Annotated in this window: 18 protein-coding genes and 1 pseudogene; 11 read left to right on the forward strand and 8 right to left on the reverse strand. The window is 54.0% G+C overall.

The features are described 5' to 3' along the window. Positions 1-163: pseudogene (locus QZ498_RS11585) on the forward strand (HslU--HslV peptidase ATPase subunit); the annotation flags it as partial. Positions 164-332: 169 nt separating this feature from the next. Here QZ498_RS11585 and QZ498_RS11590 read toward each other — a convergent pair. Next, positions 333-2,030: an RNA-directed DNA polymerase gene (locus QZ498_RS11590; RefSeq protein ID WP_294622400.1), complete on the reverse strand. Its 1,698-nt coding sequence runs from the start codon at positions 2,028-2,030 to the stop codon at positions 333-335. Between the two features lie 820 nt (positions 2,031-2,850). Here QZ498_RS11590 and QZ498_RS11595 point away from each other — a divergent pair. Then, the gene (locus tag QZ498_RS11595) at positions 2,851-4,638 is read left to right on the forward strand and encodes a histidine kinase N-terminal 7TM domain-containing protein (RefSeq protein WP_294622402.1); all 1,788 of its coding nucleotides are present in this window, start codon (positions 2,851-2,853) and stop codon (positions 4,636-4,638) included. Between the two features lie 221 nt (positions 4,639-4,859). Continuing rightward, a complete protein-coding gene (locus QZ498_RS11600; RefSeq protein WP_294622404.1) occupies positions 4,860-6,086 on the forward strand; it encodes an MFS transporter in 1,227 nt (408 codons plus the stop codon). Here QZ498_RS11600 and QZ498_RS11605 read toward each other — a convergent pair. From QZ498_RS11605 to QZ498_RS11615, 3 genes are read right to left on the reverse strand one after another with little or no spacing between them, the layout of a single operon-like run. After that, positions 6,069-6,650: a Smr/MutS family protein gene (locus QZ498_RS11605; protein WP_294622406.1), complete on the reverse strand. Its 582-nt coding sequence runs from the start codon at positions 6,648-6,650 to the stop codon at positions 6,069-6,071. The two genes, QZ498_RS11600 and QZ498_RS11605, sit on opposite strands and share 18 nt — an antisense overlap. Next, positions 6,647-7,684: an MltA domain-containing protein gene (locus QZ498_RS11610; protein WP_294622408.1), complete on the reverse strand. Its 1,038-nt coding sequence runs from the start codon at positions 7,682-7,684 to the stop codon at positions 6,647-6,649. Before QZ498_RS11610 ends, QZ498_RS11605 begins: the two co-directional genes overlap by 4 nt. Next, positions 7,681-8,346 carry a Tim44/TimA family putative adaptor protein gene (locus tag QZ498_RS11615; RefSeq protein WP_294622410.1) on the reverse strand — a complete coding sequence of 222 codons (666 nt, stop codon included), beginning with the start codon at positions 8,344-8,346 and terminating at the stop codon, positions 7,681-7,683. The genes QZ498_RS11610 and QZ498_RS11615 overlap by 4 nt, the downstream gene beginning before the upstream one ends. A 109-nt stretch (positions 8,347-8,455) precedes the next feature. Between QZ498_RS11615 and QZ498_RS11620 the strand changes: the two genes are divergently transcribed. Together QZ498_RS11620 and secB are read left to right on the forward strand one after the other, a co-directional pair. After that, a complete protein-coding gene (locus tag QZ498_RS11620; RefSeq protein ID WP_294622418.1) occupies positions 8,456-8,932 on the forward strand; it encodes an FxsA family protein in 477 nt (158 codons plus the stop codon). A 61-nt stretch (positions 8,933-8,993) separates the two neighbouring features. Next, positions 8,994-9,494 carry a protein-export chaperone SecB gene (gene secB, locus QZ498_RS11625; protein WP_294622420.1) on the forward strand — a complete coding sequence of 167 codons (501 nt, stop codon included), beginning with the start codon at positions 8,994-8,996 and terminating at the stop codon, positions 9,492-9,494. Position 9,495: 1 nt separating this feature from the next. Here secB and dnaQ read toward each other — a convergent pair whose 3' ends face one another. The 4 genes from dnaQ to QZ498_RS11645 are packed head-to-tail and all read right to left on the reverse strand — an operon-like array spanning position 9,496 to position 12,245. Next, positions 9,496-10,233, reverse strand: a complete 738-nt coding sequence (gene dnaQ, locus QZ498_RS11630) for a DNA polymerase III subunit epsilon (protein WP_294622422.1) — start codon at positions 10,231-10,233, stop codon at positions 9,496-9,498. Continuing rightward, positions 10,226-10,819: a dephospho-CoA kinase gene (coaE, locus tag QZ498_RS11635; protein WP_294622424.1), complete on the reverse strand. Its 594-nt coding sequence runs from the start codon at positions 10,817-10,819 to the stop codon at positions 10,226-10,228. The genes dnaQ and coaE overlap by 8 nt, the downstream gene beginning before the upstream one ends. Continuing rightward, entirely contained in the window at positions 10,816-11,649 is an 834-nt protein-coding gene (locus QZ498_RS11640) for a shikimate dehydrogenase (RefSeq protein WP_294622425.1), read from the reverse strand. The genes coaE and QZ498_RS11640 overlap by 4 nt, the downstream gene beginning before the upstream one ends. Next, complete coding sequence (locus tag QZ498_RS11645) at positions 11,646-12,245, reverse strand: Maf family nucleotide pyrophosphatase (protein ID WP_294622426.1); 600 nt, start codon at positions 12,243-12,245, stop codon at positions 11,646-11,648. The genes QZ498_RS11640 and QZ498_RS11645 overlap by 4 nt, the downstream gene beginning before the upstream one ends. Before the next feature lie 419 nt (positions 12,246-12,664). On the opposite strand from QZ498_RS11645, the gene QZ498_RS11650 reads away from it, so the two are divergent. From QZ498_RS11650 to QZ498_RS11675, 6 genes are all read left to right on the forward strand, one after another. Then, positions 12,665-13,114, forward strand: coding sequence for a CopD family protein (locus tag QZ498_RS11650; RefSeq protein ID WP_294622427.1), 450 nt, complete (start codon positions 12,665-12,667; stop codon positions 13,112-13,114). A gap of 120 nt (positions 13,115-13,234) precedes the next feature. Beyond that, the gene (rho, locus tag QZ498_RS11655) at positions 13,235-14,506 is read left to right on the forward strand and encodes a transcription termination factor Rho (protein WP_294622429.1); all 1,272 of its coding nucleotides are present in this window, start codon (positions 13,235-13,237) and stop codon (positions 14,504-14,506) included. 24 nt (positions 14,507-14,530) lie between these two features. Continuing rightward, positions 14,531-15,817, forward strand: coding sequence for a tRNA uridine-5-carboxymethylaminomethyl(34) synthesis GTPase MnmE (mnmE, locus tag QZ498_RS11660; protein WP_294622431.1), 1,287 nt, complete (start codon positions 14,531-14,533; stop codon positions 15,815-15,817). Between the two features lie 12 nt (positions 15,818-15,829). Continuing rightward, the gene (mnmG, locus tag QZ498_RS11665) at positions 15,830-17,692 is read left to right on the forward strand and encodes a tRNA uridine-5-carboxymethylaminomethyl(34) synthesis enzyme MnmG (RefSeq protein ID WP_294622433.1); all 1,863 of its coding nucleotides are present in this window, start codon (positions 15,830-15,832) and stop codon (positions 17,690-17,692) included. Then, positions 17,689-18,303, forward strand: a complete 615-nt coding sequence (rsmG, locus tag QZ498_RS11670; RefSeq protein WP_294622435.1) for a 16S rRNA (guanine(527)-N(7))-methyltransferase RsmG — start codon at positions 17,689-17,691, stop codon at positions 18,301-18,303. The genes mnmG and rsmG overlap by 4 nt, the downstream gene beginning before the upstream one ends. Continuing rightward, on the forward strand, positions 18,296-19,105 hold the full coding sequence (locus QZ498_RS11675; protein WP_294622437.1) for an AAA family ATPase: 810 nt from the start codon (positions 18,296-18,298) through the stop codon (positions 19,103-19,105). The genes rsmG and QZ498_RS11675 overlap by 8 nt, the downstream gene beginning before the upstream one ends. Positions 19,106-19,114 lie beyond the last annotated feature (9 nt).

Here is a 19,114-nt window from a genome sequence, read left to right on the forward strand (position 1 = left end):
CGGCGCCCGGCGGCTCTATACCGTCATGGAACGGGTGTTCGAAGAACTCAGCTTCACCGCGCCGGACCGCGCCGGCGAAGGCGTGACGGTGGACGCAGGCTTTGTCGAGGAGAACCTGGGCGAGCTGATGAAATCAGCGGATTTGTCGAGGTATGTGCTTTAGTCACAACCGGCCCATTCCTGCCGTTCACGGCGGGGTCAAGATGTTGCAGTCGCAGCCTGCATTGCGGAAATTGGATTCCGACCAACTAAAAGTTGGTGGACGAAGGAATCAGTTTGTTGGTTGCAGGAGCCCTTACGCATCGTAAGAGACGTCAATTCAGGCTACTTGATTAATAATATCCTGATTGGTGTCCCACTGCTGCGACCCCGCGAAGGCTTTCAAGGAGCTTTCGAACCTCCTCCATACTTCTTTTGCGTCTGGTCATTCTGTTGTCAGCTTCGCTGGAAGAAGTATTTATGTTCCGCTTGGGATCATAAAAAACCACGTTGCGAGACGACATGGCCTTAAAAAGTGGTTTATTCAGAAGCTTGTTGTGATCAACCATCCAGCCGTGACGATACGCTTCATATGCCAGCAACCAAGTCCAATCCGACTTCACACTGTCTTCTGAAATCTTGCCTTCCCAGATCTGCGTAGGAAGCTTACCGACACAAAGCCCTTTAGATTTCATATCGAGTAAGATCAGAGCGATAGCCGCAGATTCCATATTAGCAATCAAGTCTTTTAAGGGTCTAATGTCCACGGGACGTTTCAGACCGCGCAAGGTATAAAGCAACCAGATTGCCTCGTAGTGATGTCCTTTTTCCAAAGCTACTTTTACAAGATTGATGAACCTTGAGCCAATACGCTTGGCCGAAAGACCATTGGTCCGGCTCTGTACATCCAATACAACACGACAAATGCGATCCATGGAACTTGGAGCGACCACAGCCGCTTTGATGAGAAACGACTCCACCACGGGAATATCGGCTGCTTCAATTGCAACACCTTCAACAACGGATAGTGCGTAGCTTACCACCGATGCCGTAGGGTTTTGAGATTGGAGTACAAGGGTAAGCTCAAGAAACTCGCGAAGCCGGGAGCCGGCAAGACTACCACTACGGTGAGACAAAAAAGCCTTTATCTCAGAGATCCACGCACTCTCACGTTCACCAACAATTCGATCTATTGAAGTTTTGCTGCCGTTGATATCCAGGCCATATTCTCGGTAGAGCCCACTGATGGCTGAAAGCACTGTTTCTGCTCCCTCAAGGGTGCCTATTCCAACCATCCAATCATCCTGCAAACGGTCGATATTTTCCTTGTTGGAATCTGGAAACCGGGCAGAGTAACTTTGATCTATTCTTGCAGAGATCGTTTCCGCAATAATTCTGGAGGTTTCAGGGCCAACTGGAATTCCAACCGTCTGATTCCGATTACATGAACGAACCAACAGATCGAGACGATCTGCAAATGACCCTTTGTATGCATTCAGGTTTCGTTTCACCCGTTCCTTGCCATAGGCCGCCCAAGCAATTGAATGCGTGTATATGGATGGATAGAAGCGTGTGATGTCTGTGGTTACTACCCAATCAGATGTGGCCTGAAGGTAGGACTTCTTCGCCTCATGAAGAGCAAAGTTTATCCCCTTGATAGCTCGTTCGTAGTCATCGCCGACACGGATTTCATCGACCGAGTACGTTTGCCGAGATAGCCACCTCTGCACTGACCTCCAATGAGTACCAACCTCCCGTGCCAGCAACGCTTGCGGCAGCGGGTGAGTGATGTGTATCTCTCGTCTTTCATACCCACGCTTGGGCTTGGAGAGTCTTTCAGCTTCTGCATCATCAAGCTTGTACGTGTACGCCCCGCTTCGCTTCTTCCCGCCCGGCAATTCGTCCGACAACTTTAACAGCCGGAAAACACCAGCTTTTTCCCAGTCTTGAAGAATGTCATCCACTTGCTCACCGAAGTCTTGGGTAGTGAAGACAGATGGAAGCTCTTTTGGGAAGTATCCTTTAGTCAGGAGTGCTTGATGAATTTTCATTGAACCTAGACTGCCCGGAGAATTCTTAAAGTATTGATGCCAGTGATACCCTTTGCACAACACGTAACGGATGATTGGACAATTATCGAGTCGCCTCTTAACAACGATCCTTTTTGAGGTTCTCGTTGCGGTGCCGTCAGCAGCAGCCGCCGTGCTTGGACAACTCGTGTCTTGAACTTCGCAATCCGCCTTATCGAAACGGGATGGCGTCTTCTGTATAATACTGCTGGGTATTGAAAACGAGAGACAGCCGAGGATCCAGCGAGGTTAATGAAAGTGCGACCCAAAACTGGGGCGCTATGGCGGGTTTGAGCAACGAACATCCGCTATTGGACTAACCATCAAGACTTTCGCGCTTGCGGCGAATTCACACTTTCCGCCCAAATTCCTCCACTCTCCCTACAACCCACAAACACCCCACGAAACCTCCCCATTCCGTCCAAAACCCACGTCTAAACCGGACGGCTCGGACGTGTCTCACCCCCCCAAAGCCCACCGTCGTCATACCGACAAAATACCGACGTGATACCGACAGGGGTTTTTCGGCGTTTCGGGGTGGGGTTGGCCGTGGCGCGCGCTTCCCCTGACATCCTCGGGGTTTCGTACGAAACGGGCGTACGAAACGTACGGGTCGTACGTCTCTCGCCCGCCGCCCCCCTGCGCGCCGATCTGGCTCAGCCGGGGCAAAACTCGACGGGTGCGATCTTGCGGCAAGTCGGGTAAAAGGGGGCGGATGACCAACTTCAAAATCAGGTCAAATTTTGAACACAAGACTATGCTTGAAGTGTTTGAAAGATCATAAAATCGTGGGACACATGCAATGACATGCTTTGAGGGAGCGCTGGCAGACCCTGTTTTCATTGGCACGGCAGGCGTTATTGCGCTGGCCGGGTTGACCTTGGTCTTGATGCTGAGGACCCAGTCATTCAACGGTAAACCCTTCTACGCCCTCACTTTTATCGGCATGATGTGGACATTGTTCACTGTCGGTCTCGAAGCGGCGTCAAGCTCCTTTGCCTGTCAGTTCCAATGGGCGACCTTGGCTTGGCTGGGCAATGGGTTGATCCCGGTTGCCTGGTGTTTCTTTGTTTTCGCCTTCGTGGACAACGCGGCATGGGTGCGGAAACGCCCGGCCCGCGCCGCCCTGATCCTGACGCCCGCCCTGATCTTCGCCTTCGCCGCGACCAACCAATGGCACCATCTTGTCTATGCGGCAAGCTCGGCCATTCCCGACGGAGCCGACCACATAGACTATGTGCATGGCCCCGGCTTTTACGTAATCATCGCAGCGCTTTACATTTACGTCGTTGCCACGCTCGTGTGCCTTGCCAAGGCCTTTGCCCGCGCCAAACGCGCCGCGTGGCCATTGCTGACCATGCTCACGGTGATCACCCTGACGCCCCTCACCATGAACGCGGCCTATGTCGGCCTTGGCTTCACGGTCTTCGGGCTTGACCCTACGGCCTTCATGTTCACGCTTGGAATCCTTGCGTTTTCTTGGCTTCTGGTGACCAACAAAACGATGGATATGGCCTCTGTCGGTCAGTCCGTGTTGTTCAACACGATGAGCGAACCGGTTGTCCTGATCGACAGGCAGGGGAACATCGTCCTCACCAACACCGCCGCCAAATCCCGGGGCCTGAACAATGGCAACGGTCATATCCTCGAAGATCTGTTTGCCAATATCGAGCAGGGTGGCAAGATCGAAAACGGCACCCACCTTCGCATAGGACAACGCGATTATGAACCGCGCATTCAGAAGGTCGAGAACCCACTCAACCCATCCAGCGCCGTTCTGGGCTGGAGCGTAACCTTCGTGGATATCACCGACCGGATCGCCATCCACGCCTCCTTGGAAGAGGCCCTGAAAAAGGCAGATTACGCCAATCGTGCGAAGGATGAATTCGTTTCGGTCATCAGCCACGAAATGCGCACGCCCCTGACCTCGCTCAAAGGCGGCTTGGCGCTTGCGCTCAGCGGTCGCCTTGGCGACCTCAGCGCCCCCATGCAATCCTCGCTCGATATTGCGCATCGCAACGGGGTCCGCCTGTCGCGGCTGATTGACCAGATCTTGTTGGCGCAAAAGATGGACATCGGTGCGTTGTCGCTTGAGAATGAGTCTGTTGATCTTGACAGCCTGCTTCAGGACGGGCTTGACGAGAACCAGATCTTTGCCACCGAACGTGGGGTCCGCCTTGTCAAAACAGAGCCGGAGCATCCTGCGTATGTCGCCGGCGACGCCTTTGCCATCCGTCAGATCATCGACAACCTGCTTTCGAACGCGATAAAGTTCTCCGCTGAAAACAGCGTTGTGGAAGGGATGATCGAGGTTACCGATGACCATGTCAGACTGTCGATCACGGACACCGGCCACGGCATCCCCGAAGGCATGGAAGATCAGGTCTTTGGCCGGTTCGAGCAGGTAACCAACGGCGGAAAGTCCAGCACGCAAGGCTCAGGCCTTGGCCTGCACATTTCACGTCAACTGGCCAAGCAGATGCAGGGGAACATCTACTATGAAAGCCAAATCGGCACCGGTACGACCTTTCACGTCGAATTCTCACGCGTTGAACAATACGCAGAGGACGACACCCGGCTGGCCGGGTGATGACATCGTCGGATTTTTCGGGGTGTATTTTTGAGAATGAACTTTGGGCCTAATGCTTTCGTAGCGCACCATAGATCGCTGAGCGTCAACTTCGTAGACTGATCAGTATCTCAAGTTTCTGCGGACCGGCCCCTTTAGGTGGTATTTTAATTGGCCTCCAACGTCTATTCTCCGCTCAAAAACGGCTTTCCTTCGCGGGCATTTCAGGCGACGAAAGGTGCATGGGACAATTGCTCAATTTCCTGCGTGAAAATGCGCCTTGGTTGTCGGCTGGCGTGCTGCTGACCTTCTTAAGTTCTTTTGGACAAACGTTTTTCATCTCCATCTTCGCCGGAAAGATCATGGGGGATTTTGGGTTGAGTCACGGCCAGTGGGGCGGGATTTATACCTTGGGCACCACGGTCTCGGCGGCGCTGATGGTCTGGGCCGGTGGCTTGACCGATCGTTTTCGCGTCCGCGTTCTGGCCTCTATCATATTGATTTTGTTGGCTTTAGCCTGTGTCTCCATGGCGCTCAACCCCGTCTGGTGGTTGCTTCCAGTGGTAATTTTCGCCCTGCGATTCACCGGCCAGGGCATGACCTCCCACATCGCCGTGGTCGCGATGTCCCGCTGGTTCATCGCCACTCGTGGCAAGGCTTTGTCCGTTGCAACACTGGGCTTTGCGGGCGGTGAGGCCCTGTTGCCACTGATCTTCGTGGCGCTCATGCTGGCGTGGGATTGGCGGGCTTTGTGGGGTCTTGCGGCCGTGATCGCTATTCTTGGTATCCCCCTGATCCTATTGCTATTGCGTGAAGAACGCACGCCTCAGTCCTGGGCAAAATCCGACCAAGCACTTGGCATGTTGGCGCGTCATTGGACACGCCGCCAGACGCTCCATCACTTCCTCTTTTGGTTCATGGTTCCCGCCCTGCTCGGCCCGGCGGCTTTCAATACCGCCTTCTTTTTCCACCAGGTGCATTTCGCCGAAGTTAAGGGCATTGCGCATGTCGAACTTGTCGCCATGTTCCCTCTCTACACCGGTATCAGTATCGCTACGATGGTGTTTTCCGGCTGGGCCTTGGATAGGTGGGGCACCGCCCGCTTGATCCCTTACATGCAGCTTCCGATGGTGGTGGCTTTTGTCCTGTTTTCCATCTCAACCGGCCCACTCACGACACTTTTCGGCTTTGTTTTCCTTGGTATGACGACCGGGGCCAACACCACTCTGCCCAATGCTTTCTGGGCAGAATTCTATGGAACCGGGCATATCGGGTCGATCAAGGCCATGGCCGCGGCCATCATGGTTTTCGGGTCTGCCATCGGCCCCGGCCTGACAGGCGTGGGGATTGATCTGGGCCTTGGAATCGAGGTGCAATACCTTCTGGTTGCGGCCTACTTTGTTTTCACATCCGTGATGATGGGTATCGGCATCACCCGCGCAAGACCCGACCTAACGCGCACGGCGTAAGTAAACGTAATAGGCGCCACCGCCGCCGTGTTTGAGATGCGCTTCGCTAACTTGCAAGACAACCTGGCCCAAGGGCGGAGTCGACAGCCAATGCGGCACGTTATGGCGCAAAACACCCCGCCGTACCGGGATCGGTCCGCCTTCGTCGCGGTCCTTGCCTTTCCCCGTGATGACCAGAACAAGGCGCTTGCCCTGGGCATGCGCCCTGAGAATGAACGCGATCAAGGATGGGTGGGCTTGATCCATGGTCATGCCATGCAGGTCCAACTTGCCTTCGGGGACAATCTTGCCACGTTTCAATCGACCAAAAGTCTTGCGATCCATCTGAACCGGCGTTGCCCTGAGCCTTTCGGCCACGTCGGGTTCGATATCATGGGATGCATTCTTGGGCCTTGCATTCTGGCCCAGGTCAAAGGCTTCCATACGTGCTTTGGGAGTCTTCTTTGGCGTCGGCTTGGGTAGCGGCGTATCTCTTTGCTTGCGGTCTGGATGCAGCTTTTCGGTTGTCTGGGCCACTTTGCGCCACAACTCCAGTTCCTCGGGCTTGAGGCGCCTCCGGCTCATTGGGCAAGGTCCGTCGCCATGGCAAACGCCCTTTGAATCGGCATCAAGACGATCAGGCGCCCAGGGTCGCGCAGACGGCCAGCTGCCCGACCCGCTGCATCGCCCGTGCCAAAGAATATATCAGCCCGCTGCGGTCCCTTGATGGCCGACCCTGTATCCTGCGCCACCATCAATCGGCGCATCGGGGTTTTACCGCCTTTCTCGATCCAGACCGGGGCGCCGAGCGGCGTGAACTTCGGATCGACGGCAATCGTGCGCCCGGCAGTGATCGAACGGTTCATGGCTCCAAGCGGTCCGGCCTCTGCCGGCACGTTATCCAATCGGCGGAAGAACACATAGGACGGGTTGTGAAACAGCAGTTCCCGTCCTTCGACGGGGTTCCGGCGGACCCAGTTTTTGATCACCTCTGCCGAGACTTGATGAACACTGTAAATGCCGCGCCGTACAAGCTCCACACCGATGGATCGGTAATCATGCCCGTTTGATCCGCCGTAACCTACGCGGATCACTTTCCCATTGGGTAGGCGAATACGCCCAGAACCTTGGATCTGCAAAAAAAACAGCTCGACGGGATCGTCGACCCAAGCGATCTCAAGGCCTTTTCCTTGCATGTAATCGCCAGTTTCAATCTCACGCCGGGTCAACCAGGGATTGGACACTTTCGAAACATTTGGCTCGCGATACAGTGGGTAGCGATAGCGGGCCGAAGGGCGAAGCGCACCGTCGAGTTCCGGCTCAAAATAACCCGTGAACAAGGGACGCGATCTGTTATCAATCACCACTGGACGAAAAAACAGTTCGAAAAAGGATTTCGCATCGGGTTCTTGCTGCGCCAAGGCGCAAAGCGCGCGCCAATCAGGGTCGTCCATATCCGCACAAGTGTTTAGAAAGGTCGATAACGCCTTGGCGTGATTATCGCTTTCCCAGCCTTTCAATTCATCGAACGTGAGGACTTTGCGCGTTACTTCCTCTGCCGTGGCGGGTAAAGCCAGCCACGGCAGAGCAAGGAATAAAAGACGCAGCGCGCGGATCATTCGCCCGTGGCAACAAGCCGCCAGTTGGGATCATCTGACCCCATGATGCGCTCGAAGGTCCAACTGTCCTTCTGTCGCTTGGGCTGTCCCGGCTTGCCCTCGATGATCTCACCGTCCTTGTCGCGGACCACCGAGACAAGCTCGCCCACGAAACGCACGCTCAATTCCGCGCGGCGTGTTTCAGGATCGAAACTCGCATTGCTGAGTGATGTCTCGCGGACACCTATGAACTCTGCCTCGACATTGAGGCCTTGTTCCTCTCGGGCATCGACGACTTGGGCAAAAGCCTCAAACACATCTTCCGACAGGAACGGCGCGACATCTTCCAGTTTTCCGTTTTCAAAAGACATCAAGATCATTTCATAGGCACCACGCGCGCCCTGAAGAAAATCCCCTACGCCAAATGACGGTTCGACACGTTTCATTTCGGCCAGGGCTTTGGCGCTATCTGAACCTTCGGGGACGTTGTCGATGATGTCGTAATCGGGTCCACCGTCAATCACTTCAAAGTCCTGGCGGCGGCTATCTGTCGGGCCTTCGCGGCGGCCGTCCTGCATCGATCCCTCGAAGCCATCTCGGCTTCCAAGGACGCTTTTAAGCCTTAGGATCAGAAAAATCGCAATTCCAGCCAAGACCAAAAGCTGAATGATGGGCGAATTCATGGGCACCTCTTTTCGTGCGGGGCATGGTATGAAAACCGTTCCGAACTTATGTAGGTGACTGATAGGCCCAAGTCTACCACAAGGGTCAATTGATAATGGAGTTTCACCAATGTGGCTATTTGCGGCATTCCTTTTGGTTCCGCTGATCGAGATCGCTCTTTTCATCCAAGTGGGCGGTGCGATTGGCCTGTGGCCAACCTTGGGAATCGTGGTTTTGACTGCAATTCTGGGGACATGGCTGGTCCGGACGCAAGGTGCCATGGCCATGGGCAACCTGCGGCGCTCGTTCTCGGACCTCGACGACCCGACAGAACCTTTGGCACACGGGGCGATGATCCTGATCGCCGGGGCGCTTTTGCTGACGCCTGGGTTTTTCACCGACGGCATTGGCTTCGCGCTTTTGGCACCCCCGGTACGCCACGCTGTTTTCAATTATCTACGCAAGCGCGTGCATGTTCAAAGGTTCGAAATGGGGCCGGATAAGCCGCGCCGCCCCCATCAGCCCGATGTGATCGAGACGGAATATCACGAGGTCGGACCAAATGACCAGCAATCCAAAGGCGATTCCGGTTGGACAAGGCATTGAGGCGGCCAACCCTTGCTGCTAAGCCAACTGCCGACAGCTTTGTTCTTTGTGGAGATGAAAAATGGCCGAAGAAAAAACCGGCGTTCAAGACCAGCAACAGATTAAGATGAACGCACTTACACAGTTCGTGCGCGACTTGTCCTTCGAAAACATCCTGTCGCAGCGCGGCAGCGGTGGCGAGGTTCAACCGGACGTGCAGGTGGGGGTAAACCTCGATGCCAAGAAGCGTTCGGCTGAAAACCAGTATGAGGTCATTCTTAAACTGACTGTGAATTCCAAGAACAAGGGCACGGAAGAGCCCCTGTTTCTATTGGAAATGGAGTATGTCGGGGTTTTCGAGGTGGAAGGTGTTCCCGAAGATCAGCTTCACCCCTTCCTTTTGATTGAATGCCCGCGGATGGTATTCCCGTTTGTTCGGCGCATCGTAAGCGATGTTACCCGTGACGGTGGCTTCCCGCCGCTCAATCTTGAGAACATTGACTTCGTGCAGCTTTACCGCAAGGAAATCGCCCGCCGTCAGGCCGCGGCAGAGGCGGAAAAGAAAGACAGGCCTGACGCCTGAGTCAGCCCAGTTTTGTCCAAAGCGCGCCGTCGCCCATCGACTCGATAAATTCGGCATGGGCGGCGGCTTCTTTCTCAGATAGGCGCGACAGCAACGGATTTGGTCTTGGTTGCGGGCGCCAAGCTGTTTCCACGGACCTCGCCGTATCCTGCGCCCCGGATGACGAAACGTTCAAAGCAAAATCGGGCTGCCTGCCGCCGATCAGTTCAAGATAAACTTCCGCCAGGATTTCAGAGTCGAGCAGCGCACCGTGAAGGGTGCGCGACGAGTTGTCGATATTGAACCGACGACAAAGCGCATCCAATGACGCCGGCGAACCCGGGAACTTCTTGCGAGCGATGGCAAGGGTATCCACGGCCTGCTCCCAAGGAAGCTGTTGGAAGTTCAGCCATTTCAGTTCGGCATTCAGGAATTTCATATCGAACGCCGCATTGTGAATGACCAGTTTGGCATCAGCGACGAAATCGACGAACGCCTGCGCCACCTGGTTGAACAAAGGCTTGTCACGCAAGATCACTTCGCCGGGCTTTGGTGGGCGTGGCACATCCAAAAGGTCCGGACCGATGCCGTGAACATCAAAGGCGTCCTGCGGCATGCCGCGCTCAGGGTTTATGTATTCGTGAAAGGTCCGACCGGTCGGCATGTGATTATACAGTTCAATCGCCCCGATTTCGACAATCCGGTCACCCTGTTCGGGGTCAAAGCCTGTGGTTTCGGTATCGAGAACGATCTCACGCATTGGCCAGCCTGCTCTTGATCTGTGCAACGACATCATGGACTTGCTGGCGGGCATGCTCAAGCGTGTCGGTTTCGATCACGAAATCGGAGTGGGCACATTTTTCTTCATTCGGCATTTGTCGTGCCAAAATGGCATTGAATTGAGCTTCGTTCATGGTGCCACGCTCCAAAACCCGCTGTCTTTGAACATCTGCCGGAACGGATACACAAGCCACGGCATCCAATCTTGACTCGAAACCATTCTCAAACAGAAGCGGAATATCCAACACGATAATTTCAGCGTCTGTCTGTGCAATGAAATCCTCACGGTCTTTCGCAACGAGTGGATGAACAACGGCTTCAATGCGCTTGAGTGCCGATGGGTCGCTGTCAATGATTTCCTTCAACTTACTGCGCGATACCACTCGGTTTTCAATGGCTTCAGGGAACATGGTAGCAATTGGTCCGACCGCTGCGCCGCCCTCGGAATAAAGCCGGTGAACAGCAGCATCGGCATCCCAAAGCGCGCAACCCTCCTCGGCAAACATCTTCGCCGTGGTGGATTTGCCCATGCCAATCGAGCCGGTGAGGCCTAGTAGGAAACTCATCTCAAGGCCGCGGCACGCGTGGCTGTATCAACTTCGGGCCGGACGCCGAACCAGCGTTCGAATGCCGGAACAGCCTGATGCAGTAACATTCCAAGGCCATCAACCGTGGTACAGCCGATCTCTTCTGCTTCGGCCAGAAGACGGGTCTTCAAAGGCGCATAAACAAGATCGGTCACCAGTGCCTCTTTACGTAATCCATCAAGGGGAACGCGCAAAGGTGGCTTTCCAAGCATCCCAAGAGAGGTCGTGTTGACGACCGTCACGCAGTCTTCAAGCATGTTGCCGGCTTGTACCCATTCGACAACCTCAATGCGTTTTCCAAATTCAGATTGTAGTGCTTCGGCGCGAATGCGGGTTCTGTTCGACAAATAGATATGCGGCACGCCCGCCTCCAGAAGCGAGGCGATGACCGCCCGGGCCGCACCCCCTGCCCCAAGGATCGCGGCTGGCCCGGATTTTACATTCCATTGGGGTGCATTCTGGCGCAGGTTCTCAATGAATCCATATCCGTCGGTATTGTCAGCGCGCAGTTTGCCATCCTTTTGAAAAGTAAGCGTATTTGCGGCCCCTATCAGAGTTGCACGATCCGTGACCAGATCTGCGAACTCCATAACCTTTTCCTTATGAGGGACAGTGATGTTCACGCCGACAAAACCCATCTTCGGCAAGGTTTCGAGAACCTGCTCAAGATCATCCGCACTCACATCCATGGGCACATAGTAACCCTGTATTCCATAGGTCTTGAGCCAGTGACCATGCAGCTGCGGAGATTTTGAATGAGCAATCGGGGATCCGATCACACCGGCGAGGGGGATACGGGTATCGCTCATTTTGGCAGGTCTCCTCTCACCGTGAGGTAGTTCAATAATTCCAGCAATGGCAGCCCGAGAACTGTAAAGTAATCGCCCTGAACCTGTGTGAAAAGCCGTACGCCTTCTTCTTCAAGTTTATAGCCACCAACTGAGTGTTTGATGCTCTCCCAATTACGATCAACATAATCGACAAGGTAGTCATCCGAGAAATCCCGCATCGCCATCCGGACAAGACCCACATTGCGCCAGATTGGCTCTCCGCCTTCGTAAATAACCACAGCCGACAAAAGTTCATGCCGTCCGCCACGCAATCTTTTGAGCTGATTAATTGCATCATCAGGAGTTTCGGGTTTCGAAAGAAGCTCCTTGCCACAACTCAAGACTTGGTCGCAGCCGATCACAAGCGCGCTTGGGGTCTTGGAGCTGACTTTGCGTGCCTTCGCTTCTGCCAAGGCATCGGCGATATCCCGGGCGGATGCGCCCTCGGACAAAAGGGCATCCCGGACCATATTTTCATCGACGCGAGGCACGACAACGTCAAAACCCACACCGGCATTCCGCAGCATTGCCGCGCGGATATCCGAACCAGAGGCCAGTATGATGTCTTGGGGCATGTGGACAACTCGCTGCATAAACTTGTTAAGGTTCTATGAACCATTGCGTGGAATTTCCAGCTTTCTGAGAACTCCATTTCGTGGATGGGAAAACTCGACCAGTAATCACGGTCTATCCACGCGGGGAAAAGAATAACGGTTTGCGAAGGAAAAACCGGTATTATGGAGTTTCTTTCCCAATTCTATATACATTGGTCCAACACAGATGCATCCTATTAAGTCTTTGATTTATTTATATTAATTATTCTTTCGACGAAAATGTGAAAAATTTACCAACACAGTTGTCAACAATCTCATTAGTTTGTGTAGAACTCAGTACAAAAGCCATTAATCCACAGAAAACCGGCTCCCTTAAACATCATCATCCTTTTTTCTTTTCTTTTTTATTTATAGAGAAGAATGGCAAACCGGGGACAACAATGACCGATATCCTGATCTCGCTTTATCCGTGGAACAAGGCGATCCATATCATGGCCGTGATTTCATGGATGGCGGGTATATTCTATCTTCCCCGGCTATTCGTTTATCACGCGGAACAATCCCAACCGGGCGACAGTCGCGATGAAGTCTTCCAGACGATGGAAGAAAAGCTAATGCGCGTGATAATGAACCCGGCCATGATCGCGACATGGCTGTTTGGCCTGGCACTTGTCTTGACGCCCGGTATTGTCGATTGGGGTGCGATCTGGCCCTATACGAAGGGTGTTTCGATTCTTGCAATGACATGGTTTCACCACTGGCTGGGTTTGCGGCGCAAGGATTTCGCCAGTGCAGAAAACAGCCTGACCGGTCGTCAGTTTCGGATGATGAACGAGGTTCCGACGGTTCTCATGGTGATAATTGTCTTGTCTGTCGTCGTTCGTTTCTGAGCTTGGATTGACTCGATGACATGCGATGCGTATGAAGCGCTCAAGCGCCCGTCCGGGTGACTATCTCTCCTAAGACACATATCGACATGCGCGGCACGCGCACTGTCCAGAGGTACCCCCATGTCCGATGATCATCTGAACCTGTCTGATCTCAAGGCCCATACTGCCAAAGACCTTCTTGCCATGGCCGAAGAGCTTGAGATCGAGAACGCCTCGACCATGCGCAAAGGCGAGATGATGTTCCAGATTCTGCGAGAGCGGGCAGATGAAGGCTGGACCGTATATGGCGATGGCGTTCTTGAGGTTCTTCAGGACGGCTTTGGTTTCCTGCGCTCCTCCGAGGCGAACTATCTGCCCGGTCCTGACGACATCTATGTGTCGCCTGAAACGATCCGTCAGCATTCATTGCGCACTGGCGATACCGTCGAAGGCCAGATCAAGGCACCGGACGATAACGAACGTTATTTCGCGCTCACCTCTGTGACGCAGATCAACTATGAAGATCCTGAGCGCGCTCGCCACAAGATCGCATTTGATAACCTGACCCCGCTCTATCCCGATGAGCGTCTGAAAATGGAAGTGGATGATCCGACCATCAAGGATCGTTCAGCACGCGTTATCGACCTCGTGGCACCGATTGGCAAAGGCCAGCGGTCCTTGATTGTGGCACCGCCGCGGACTGGTAAAACAGTTATCCTGCAAAATATCGCGAGCAGCATCGAGAAGAACCACCCCGAATGCTACCTGATCGTGCTTCTCATTGATGAACGTCCCGAAGAGGTGACGGACATGAAGAGAAGCGTGAAGGGTGAAGTTATCAGCTCTACCTTTGACGAACCGGCTGCACGGCACGTTGCCGTGGCAGAGATGGTCATTGAAAAAGCTAAACGGCTCGTTGAGCATAAACGAGATGTTGTTATTCTCCTCGATTCAATCACAAGACTTGGTAGAGCTTATAACACAACTGTGCCCTCCTCCGGTAAAGTCCTGACTGGTGGTGTGGATGCGAATGCATTGCAACGCCCCAAACGCTTCTTCGGTGCGGCGCGGAACATTGAAGAAGGTGGCTCGCTGACGATCGTGTCGACTGCGTTGATCGACACCGGTAGCCGCATGGACGAGGTGATCTTTGAAGAATTCAAAGGCACGGGCAACTCTGAACTTGTCCTTGACCGCAAGATCGCCGACAAGCGCGTCTTCCCGGCGATTGATATCCTGAAGTCCGGCACCCGGAAAGAAGACCTGTTGATCGACAAACTGGACTTGCAGAAAACCTATGTTCTGCGCCGCATCCTGAACCCGATGGGGACCACCGATGCGATCGAGTTCCTTTTGTCGAAGCTCAAGCAGACCAAGACGAATGCCGAGTTCTTCGATTCAATGAACACCTAAAGGGTTTCGCGCGGGGTCACGCCCATGGATACGATCTATGCGCTTTCGACGGCGCAAGGAAAGGCCGGCGTCGCGGTAATCCGCGTGTCCGGCCCTTTGGCCTTTCACGCCTGCGAGGTTTTGTCAGGTGATGTGCCGATGCGTCGCCGGGCGGTATTGAGAACATTGCGCGATCCAGACGGAATGCACCTGGATGATGCGCTTGTCCTCACCTTTAGCCGCAATGCCAGCTTCACCGGCGAGGATGTCGTCGAATTTCAAATCCACGGCAGTACGGCGATTATTGCATCTATCTTGCGTGTACTTGGAGGAATAGATGGCCTTCGCGCAGCTGAGCCGGGTGAGTTCACACGCCGTGCTCTGGAAAACGGCCAGCTGTCGCTTTCGCAAGTCGAAGGTCTTGCCGACCTCATTGAAGCGGAGACCGAGGCACAGAGGCGGCAGGCTCTGCGGGTGCTATCTGGGGATCTCGGAGACCTCGCTGAAGGCTGGAGGCAAAAACTGATCCGCGCCGCAGCCCTTTTGGAAGCTACGATTGACTTCGCAGATGAGGATGTGCCCGTTGATGTTGGACCAGAGGTCGCAGAGCTTGTGTCCGATGTCCAAGATGGTCTTGAAAGGCAAATCCAGGGTGTTGGCGTATCTGAGCGGATACGAACAGGGTTCGAGGTAGCCATCGTGGGTGCGCCAAATGTCGGAAAGTCGACATTGCTGAATGCGATAGCCGGGCGCGATGCTGCGATCACCTCGGAATACGCCGGTACAACGCGTGATGTGATCGAGGTGCGGATGGACCTTAACGGTCTCCCGGTAACAATCCTTGACACAGCAGGTCTTCGGGAGACGGAGGATTTCGTTGAATCGATCGGGATCGACAGGGCCAAGCAGCGAGCGCAACAAGCAGACCTGAGGGTTTTTTTGGTTGAGAATGATCAGCGACCTGATTTTTCAGTCCAGGTTGATGATATTATCGTTAAGGCGAAGGCCGATCTTCTGGAAACTCCTGACAACGCTGTCTCTGGCCTTTCCGGGCAAGGTGTTGGCGCTTTGATCGAGAAAATCACGTATGCCCTGTCCGAGCGCGCTGCAGATGCGGCAATCGCTACACGGGAACGACACAGGCTGGCGATGGCCAAGGGCTATGGTGCGCTGAACGATGCAAGCGCTCTCTTGCCTCAAGGTGAGAAAACCGCCGATGTGGCAGCCGAAGAGATTAGAACAGCTATTCGCGCGCTTGATTCTTTGGTAGGACGCATAGATGTCGAGAATGTTCTGGATGAAATCTTCAGCAGTTTTTGCCTCGGGAAATGAGGAGTGTTTCACGTGAAACATTTTGATGTCATCGTGATTGGCGGCGGTCACGCAGGTGCTGACGCCGCACATGCAGCGGCGCGCTTTGGTGTAAGAACTGCCCTTGTCACCCTTTCGAGGCGCGACATTGGTGTGATGTCGTGCAACCCCGCCATTGGTGGGCTTGGTAAAGGTCATTTGGTCCGGGAGATTGATGCGCTTGATGGTGTAATGGGGCGCGTGGCGGATCAAGCCGGCATCCAGTTCCGACTGCTCAATCGCCGGAAAGGCCCGGCAGTGCAAGGCCCCCGCGCGCAAGCTGACCGCAAGATCTATCGTGAGGCAATGCTGTCGGAGATTGAGGCGCAACCCAATCTGTCGGTGATCGAAGGCGAAGCCGCAGACTTCATCCTGGAAAATGGCCGAGTTGCCGGTATCACCTTGTTGGATGGATCGGAAGTCAAGGCGGGTGCCGTGGTGCTGACGACCGGAACTTTTCTACGGGGCGTCATCCATATTGGAGATGTATCCCGTGCAGGCGGTCGAATGGGTGACAAGCCTTCGATAAAACTTGCAGAGCGGGTTGATTCCTTCGGCCTTACGCTCGGGCGCTTGAAAACGGGCACCCCACCACGTTTGGATGGCAGTACGATTAATTGGGAGGGTCTGGAGGAGCAGCCCGGTGACGAGGATCCGGTTCTATTCTCCTTTCTCTCCGAGGCCCCGTTTGCGCGGCAGGTGTCCTGCGGGATCACACATACGAATGAAAAAACCCATGAGATCATTCGTAAGAATCTCGATCGATCAGCGATGTATGGTGGCCATATTGATGGCGTCGGTCCTCGTTACTGTCCGTCGATCGAGGACAAGGTTGTCAGGTTTGCTGAAAAGACATCGCATCAAGTGTTTCTTGAGCCTGAAAGCCTGTCTGACAACGTGATCTACCCGAACGGGATTTCCACATCGCTCCCCGAAGAGGTTCAGGAGGACTATGTGCAATCCATTCATGGATTGGAGAACGCTGTCATCCTGCAACCCGGTTACGCCATCGAGTATGATTATGTTGATCCGCGTAATCTTGATGCGACATTGGCGGTCAAGTCTGTGCCCGGCCTCTATCTTGCCGGTCAAATCAACGGAACAACCGGCTATGAAGAAGCGGCGGCTCAAGGCTTGGTTGCGGGGTTGAATGCGGCCCGATCGGTTTCAGGACATGAGCCCGTGTTTTTCAGCAGGTCGGATAGCTACATTGGCGTGATGATTGATGACCTTGTCACGCGTGGCGTGTCTGAGCCATACAGGATGTTTACATCGCGTGCGGAATTCCGATTGTCGCTACGGGCTGATAACGCTGACCAACGACTCACGCCCATCGGATTGGCCGCTGGATGTGTTGGCGAGATGCGCCAGAGGCTATTTGAGGAAAAGATGGAGCGGTTGGATGCCGGGCGGGAGATGCTGAATTCCAAAAGCTACACCCCGAAAGACCTGGCTTCGACAGGCTTGAAGATTAATCAGGATGGGACGAAGCGCACGGCGTTTCAGCTTTTGGCCTTTCCGGACATTGATTTTGAAACCTTGATAACCCTTGATCCGGCATATGAGGAAATTGACGGCGAAACGCGCTCCCAGCTTCAAAAAGATGCTCTATACGCCAACTATATTGCAAGACAAAAGCAAGATGTTGAGATGATGAAGCGTGATGAAGCGCAAGAAATTCCGGATGATTTCTCGTATGAGGGCATAGAGGGGCTTTCAAATGAGCTTAAATCCAAGCTGACTGTGGCGCGCCCGTCGAATTTGGCACAGGCAGCGCGGGTAGATGGCGTGACGCCAGCCGCACTCACCCTGATCCTGGCACGGTTGCGCAAAGAACGCCGGGTGAAATCAGCATGAGTGGACGGCCACCGCTATCTGATGTTTCACGTGAAACATTGGATCGGTTGGAGTGCTTTGCTGACTTGCTTAGAAAGTGGAATCCTCGGATAAATCTTGTTTCAAAGAATACCCTCGATGATCTGTGGACGCGGCACATCATTGATTCAATGCAGATACGCGAACTGGCGCCCGACGATATTGACCATTGGGTTGATCTTGGGTCCGGCGGTGGGTTTCCCGGTTTGGTTATCGCGATCTTGGCCTTGGAAACGGAATCGCCCAAGCGCGTCACTCTGGTAGAAAGCGACGTCAGGAAATGCGCATTTCTGCGAACTGTTCTTCGCGAGACTGGCGCAAATGCGACCGTTCTCAATCAGCGGATTGAAGAGATACCGGGTTTGCACGCAAATGTCTTGTCTGCGCGCGCCTTGGCTGATTTGCCCAAACTTCTTGCATTTACGATACAGCATTTGGCGAAGGATGGCGTTGCGCTTTTTCCCAAAGGCGCTTCGTGGCAGAAAGAGGTTGAAGACGCTCAAAGCCAGTGGAAGTTTGATTATCAGGTTGCTAAAAGCAGAACAGAAGACGGTCCCGCCATTCTTGGAATAACAGGAGTTTCCCGTGTCTGATCCCATTCGTCCCCACGGCCCAAAAATCATTGCCGTTGCCAACCAAAAGGGGGGCGTTGGAAAGACCACCACTACGATCAATCTTGGCGCGGCTTTGGCCGAGGCTGGGCAGCGGGTTATGATTGTCGATTTGGATCCGCAGGGAAATGCATCGACCGGTCTCGGAATCGAACCCGATGAGCGGGAGTTCACCACCTACGAACTGTTACTCGAAGATATTGATCTTTCCGATGTCATTCGCCCAACGCAGGATGACAATTTGATGATCATTCCGGCGACGGTTGACCTGAGTTCTGCGGATATCGAGCTGATTGCCAATGAAAAGCGCAGTTTTTTGCTCCATGACGCTTTGCGCCAACACGCCATGGACGGATATGGCTTCGACTATATCCTTATAGATTGCCCACCGTCCCTTAACCTTTTGACGGTGAACGCGATGGTCGCCTCCCATTCCGTGCTTGTGCCGCTGCAAAGCGAGTTTTTTGCTCTGGAAGGTCTTTCGCAATTGATGCTGACCATTCGGGAAGTGCGCCAGTCTGCCAATCCCGGATTGCGGATCGAAGGCGTTGTGCTGACGATGTATGACGCCCGTAACAACTTGTCTTCCCAAGTCGAGCAAGACGCCCGCGACAATCTTGGCGATCTTGTGTTTCAAACCCGGATTCCCCGGAATGTTCGCGTCAGCGAAGCGCCGTCCTATTCAGTTTCCGTTCTTGACTACGATACAGGCTCCAAAGGTGCGCAGGCCTATCGTGACTTGGCGCAAGAGCTTATGAAAAATCAAACGCGAGCCGCCGCATAACGAAGGGAG

The organism is uncultured Roseovarius sp. (assembly GCF_913057115.1).
GTDB lineage: Bacteria > Pseudomonadota > Alphaproteobacteria > Rhodobacterales > Rhodobacteraceae > Roseovarius.

What these genes read in the sequence shown, in the direction of transcription:
- QZ498_RS11590 (WP_294622400.1), bottom strand. Translation starts at nt 2,030, where the DNA reads ATGAAAATTCATCAAGCACTCCTGACTAAAGGATACTTCCCAAAAGAG.
- QZ498_RS11595 (WP_294622402.1), top strand. Translation starts at nt 2,851, where the DNA reads ATGACATGCTTTGAGGGAGCGCTGGCAGACCCTGTTTTCATTGGCACG.
- QZ498_RS11600 (WP_294622404.1), top strand. Translation starts at nt 4,860, where the DNA reads ATGGGACAATTGCTCAATTTCCTGCGTGAAAATGCGCCTTGGTTGTCG.
- QZ498_RS11605 (WP_294622406.1), bottom strand. Translation starts at nt 6,650, where the DNA reads ATGAGCCGGAGGCGCCTCAAGCCCGAGGAACTGGAGTTGTGGCGCAAA.
- QZ498_RS11610 (WP_294622408.1), bottom strand. Translation starts at nt 7,684, where the DNA reads ATGATCCGCGCGCTGCGTCTTTTATTCCTTGCTCTGCCGTGGCTGGCT.
- QZ498_RS11615 (WP_294622410.1), bottom strand. Translation starts at nt 8,346, where the DNA reads ATGAATTCGCCCATCATTCAGCTTTTGGTCTTGGCTGGAATTGCGATT.
- QZ498_RS11620 (WP_294622418.1), top strand. Translation starts at nt 8,456, where the DNA reads ATGTGGCTATTTGCGGCATTCCTTTTGGTTCCGCTGATCGAGATCGCT.
- secB (WP_294622420.1), top strand. Translation starts at nt 8,994, where the DNA reads ATGGCCGAAGAAAAAACCGGCGTTCAAGACCAGCAACAGATTAAGATG.
- dnaQ (WP_294622422.1), bottom strand. Translation starts at nt 10,233, where the DNA reads ATGCGTGAGATCGTTCTCGATACCGAAACCACAGGCTTTGACCCCGAA.
- coaE (WP_294622424.1), bottom strand. Translation starts at nt 10,819, where the DNA reads ATGAGTTTCCTACTAGGCCTCACCGGCTCGATTGGCATGGGCAAATCC.
- QZ498_RS11640 (WP_294622425.1), bottom strand. Translation starts at nt 11,649, where the DNA reads ATGAGCGATACCCGTATCCCCCTCGCCGGTGTGATCGGATCCCCGATT.
- QZ498_RS11645 (WP_294622426.1), bottom strand. Translation starts at nt 12,245, where the DNA reads ATGCCCCAAGACATCATACTGGCCTCTGGTTCGGATATCCGCGCGGCA.
- QZ498_RS11650 (WP_294622427.1), top strand. Translation starts at nt 12,665, where the DNA reads ATGACCGATATCCTGATCTCGCTTTATCCGTGGAACAAGGCGATCCAT.
- rho (WP_294622429.1), top strand. Translation starts at nt 13,235, where the DNA reads ATGTCCGATGATCATCTGAACCTGTCTGATCTCAAGGCCCATACTGCC.
- mnmE (WP_294622431.1), top strand. Translation starts at nt 14,531, where the DNA reads ATGGATACGATCTATGCGCTTTCGACGGCGCAAGGAAAGGCCGGCGTC.
- rsmG (WP_294622435.1), top strand. Translation starts at nt 17,689, where the DNA reads ATGAGTGGACGGCCACCGCTATCTGATGTTTCACGTGAAACATTGGAT.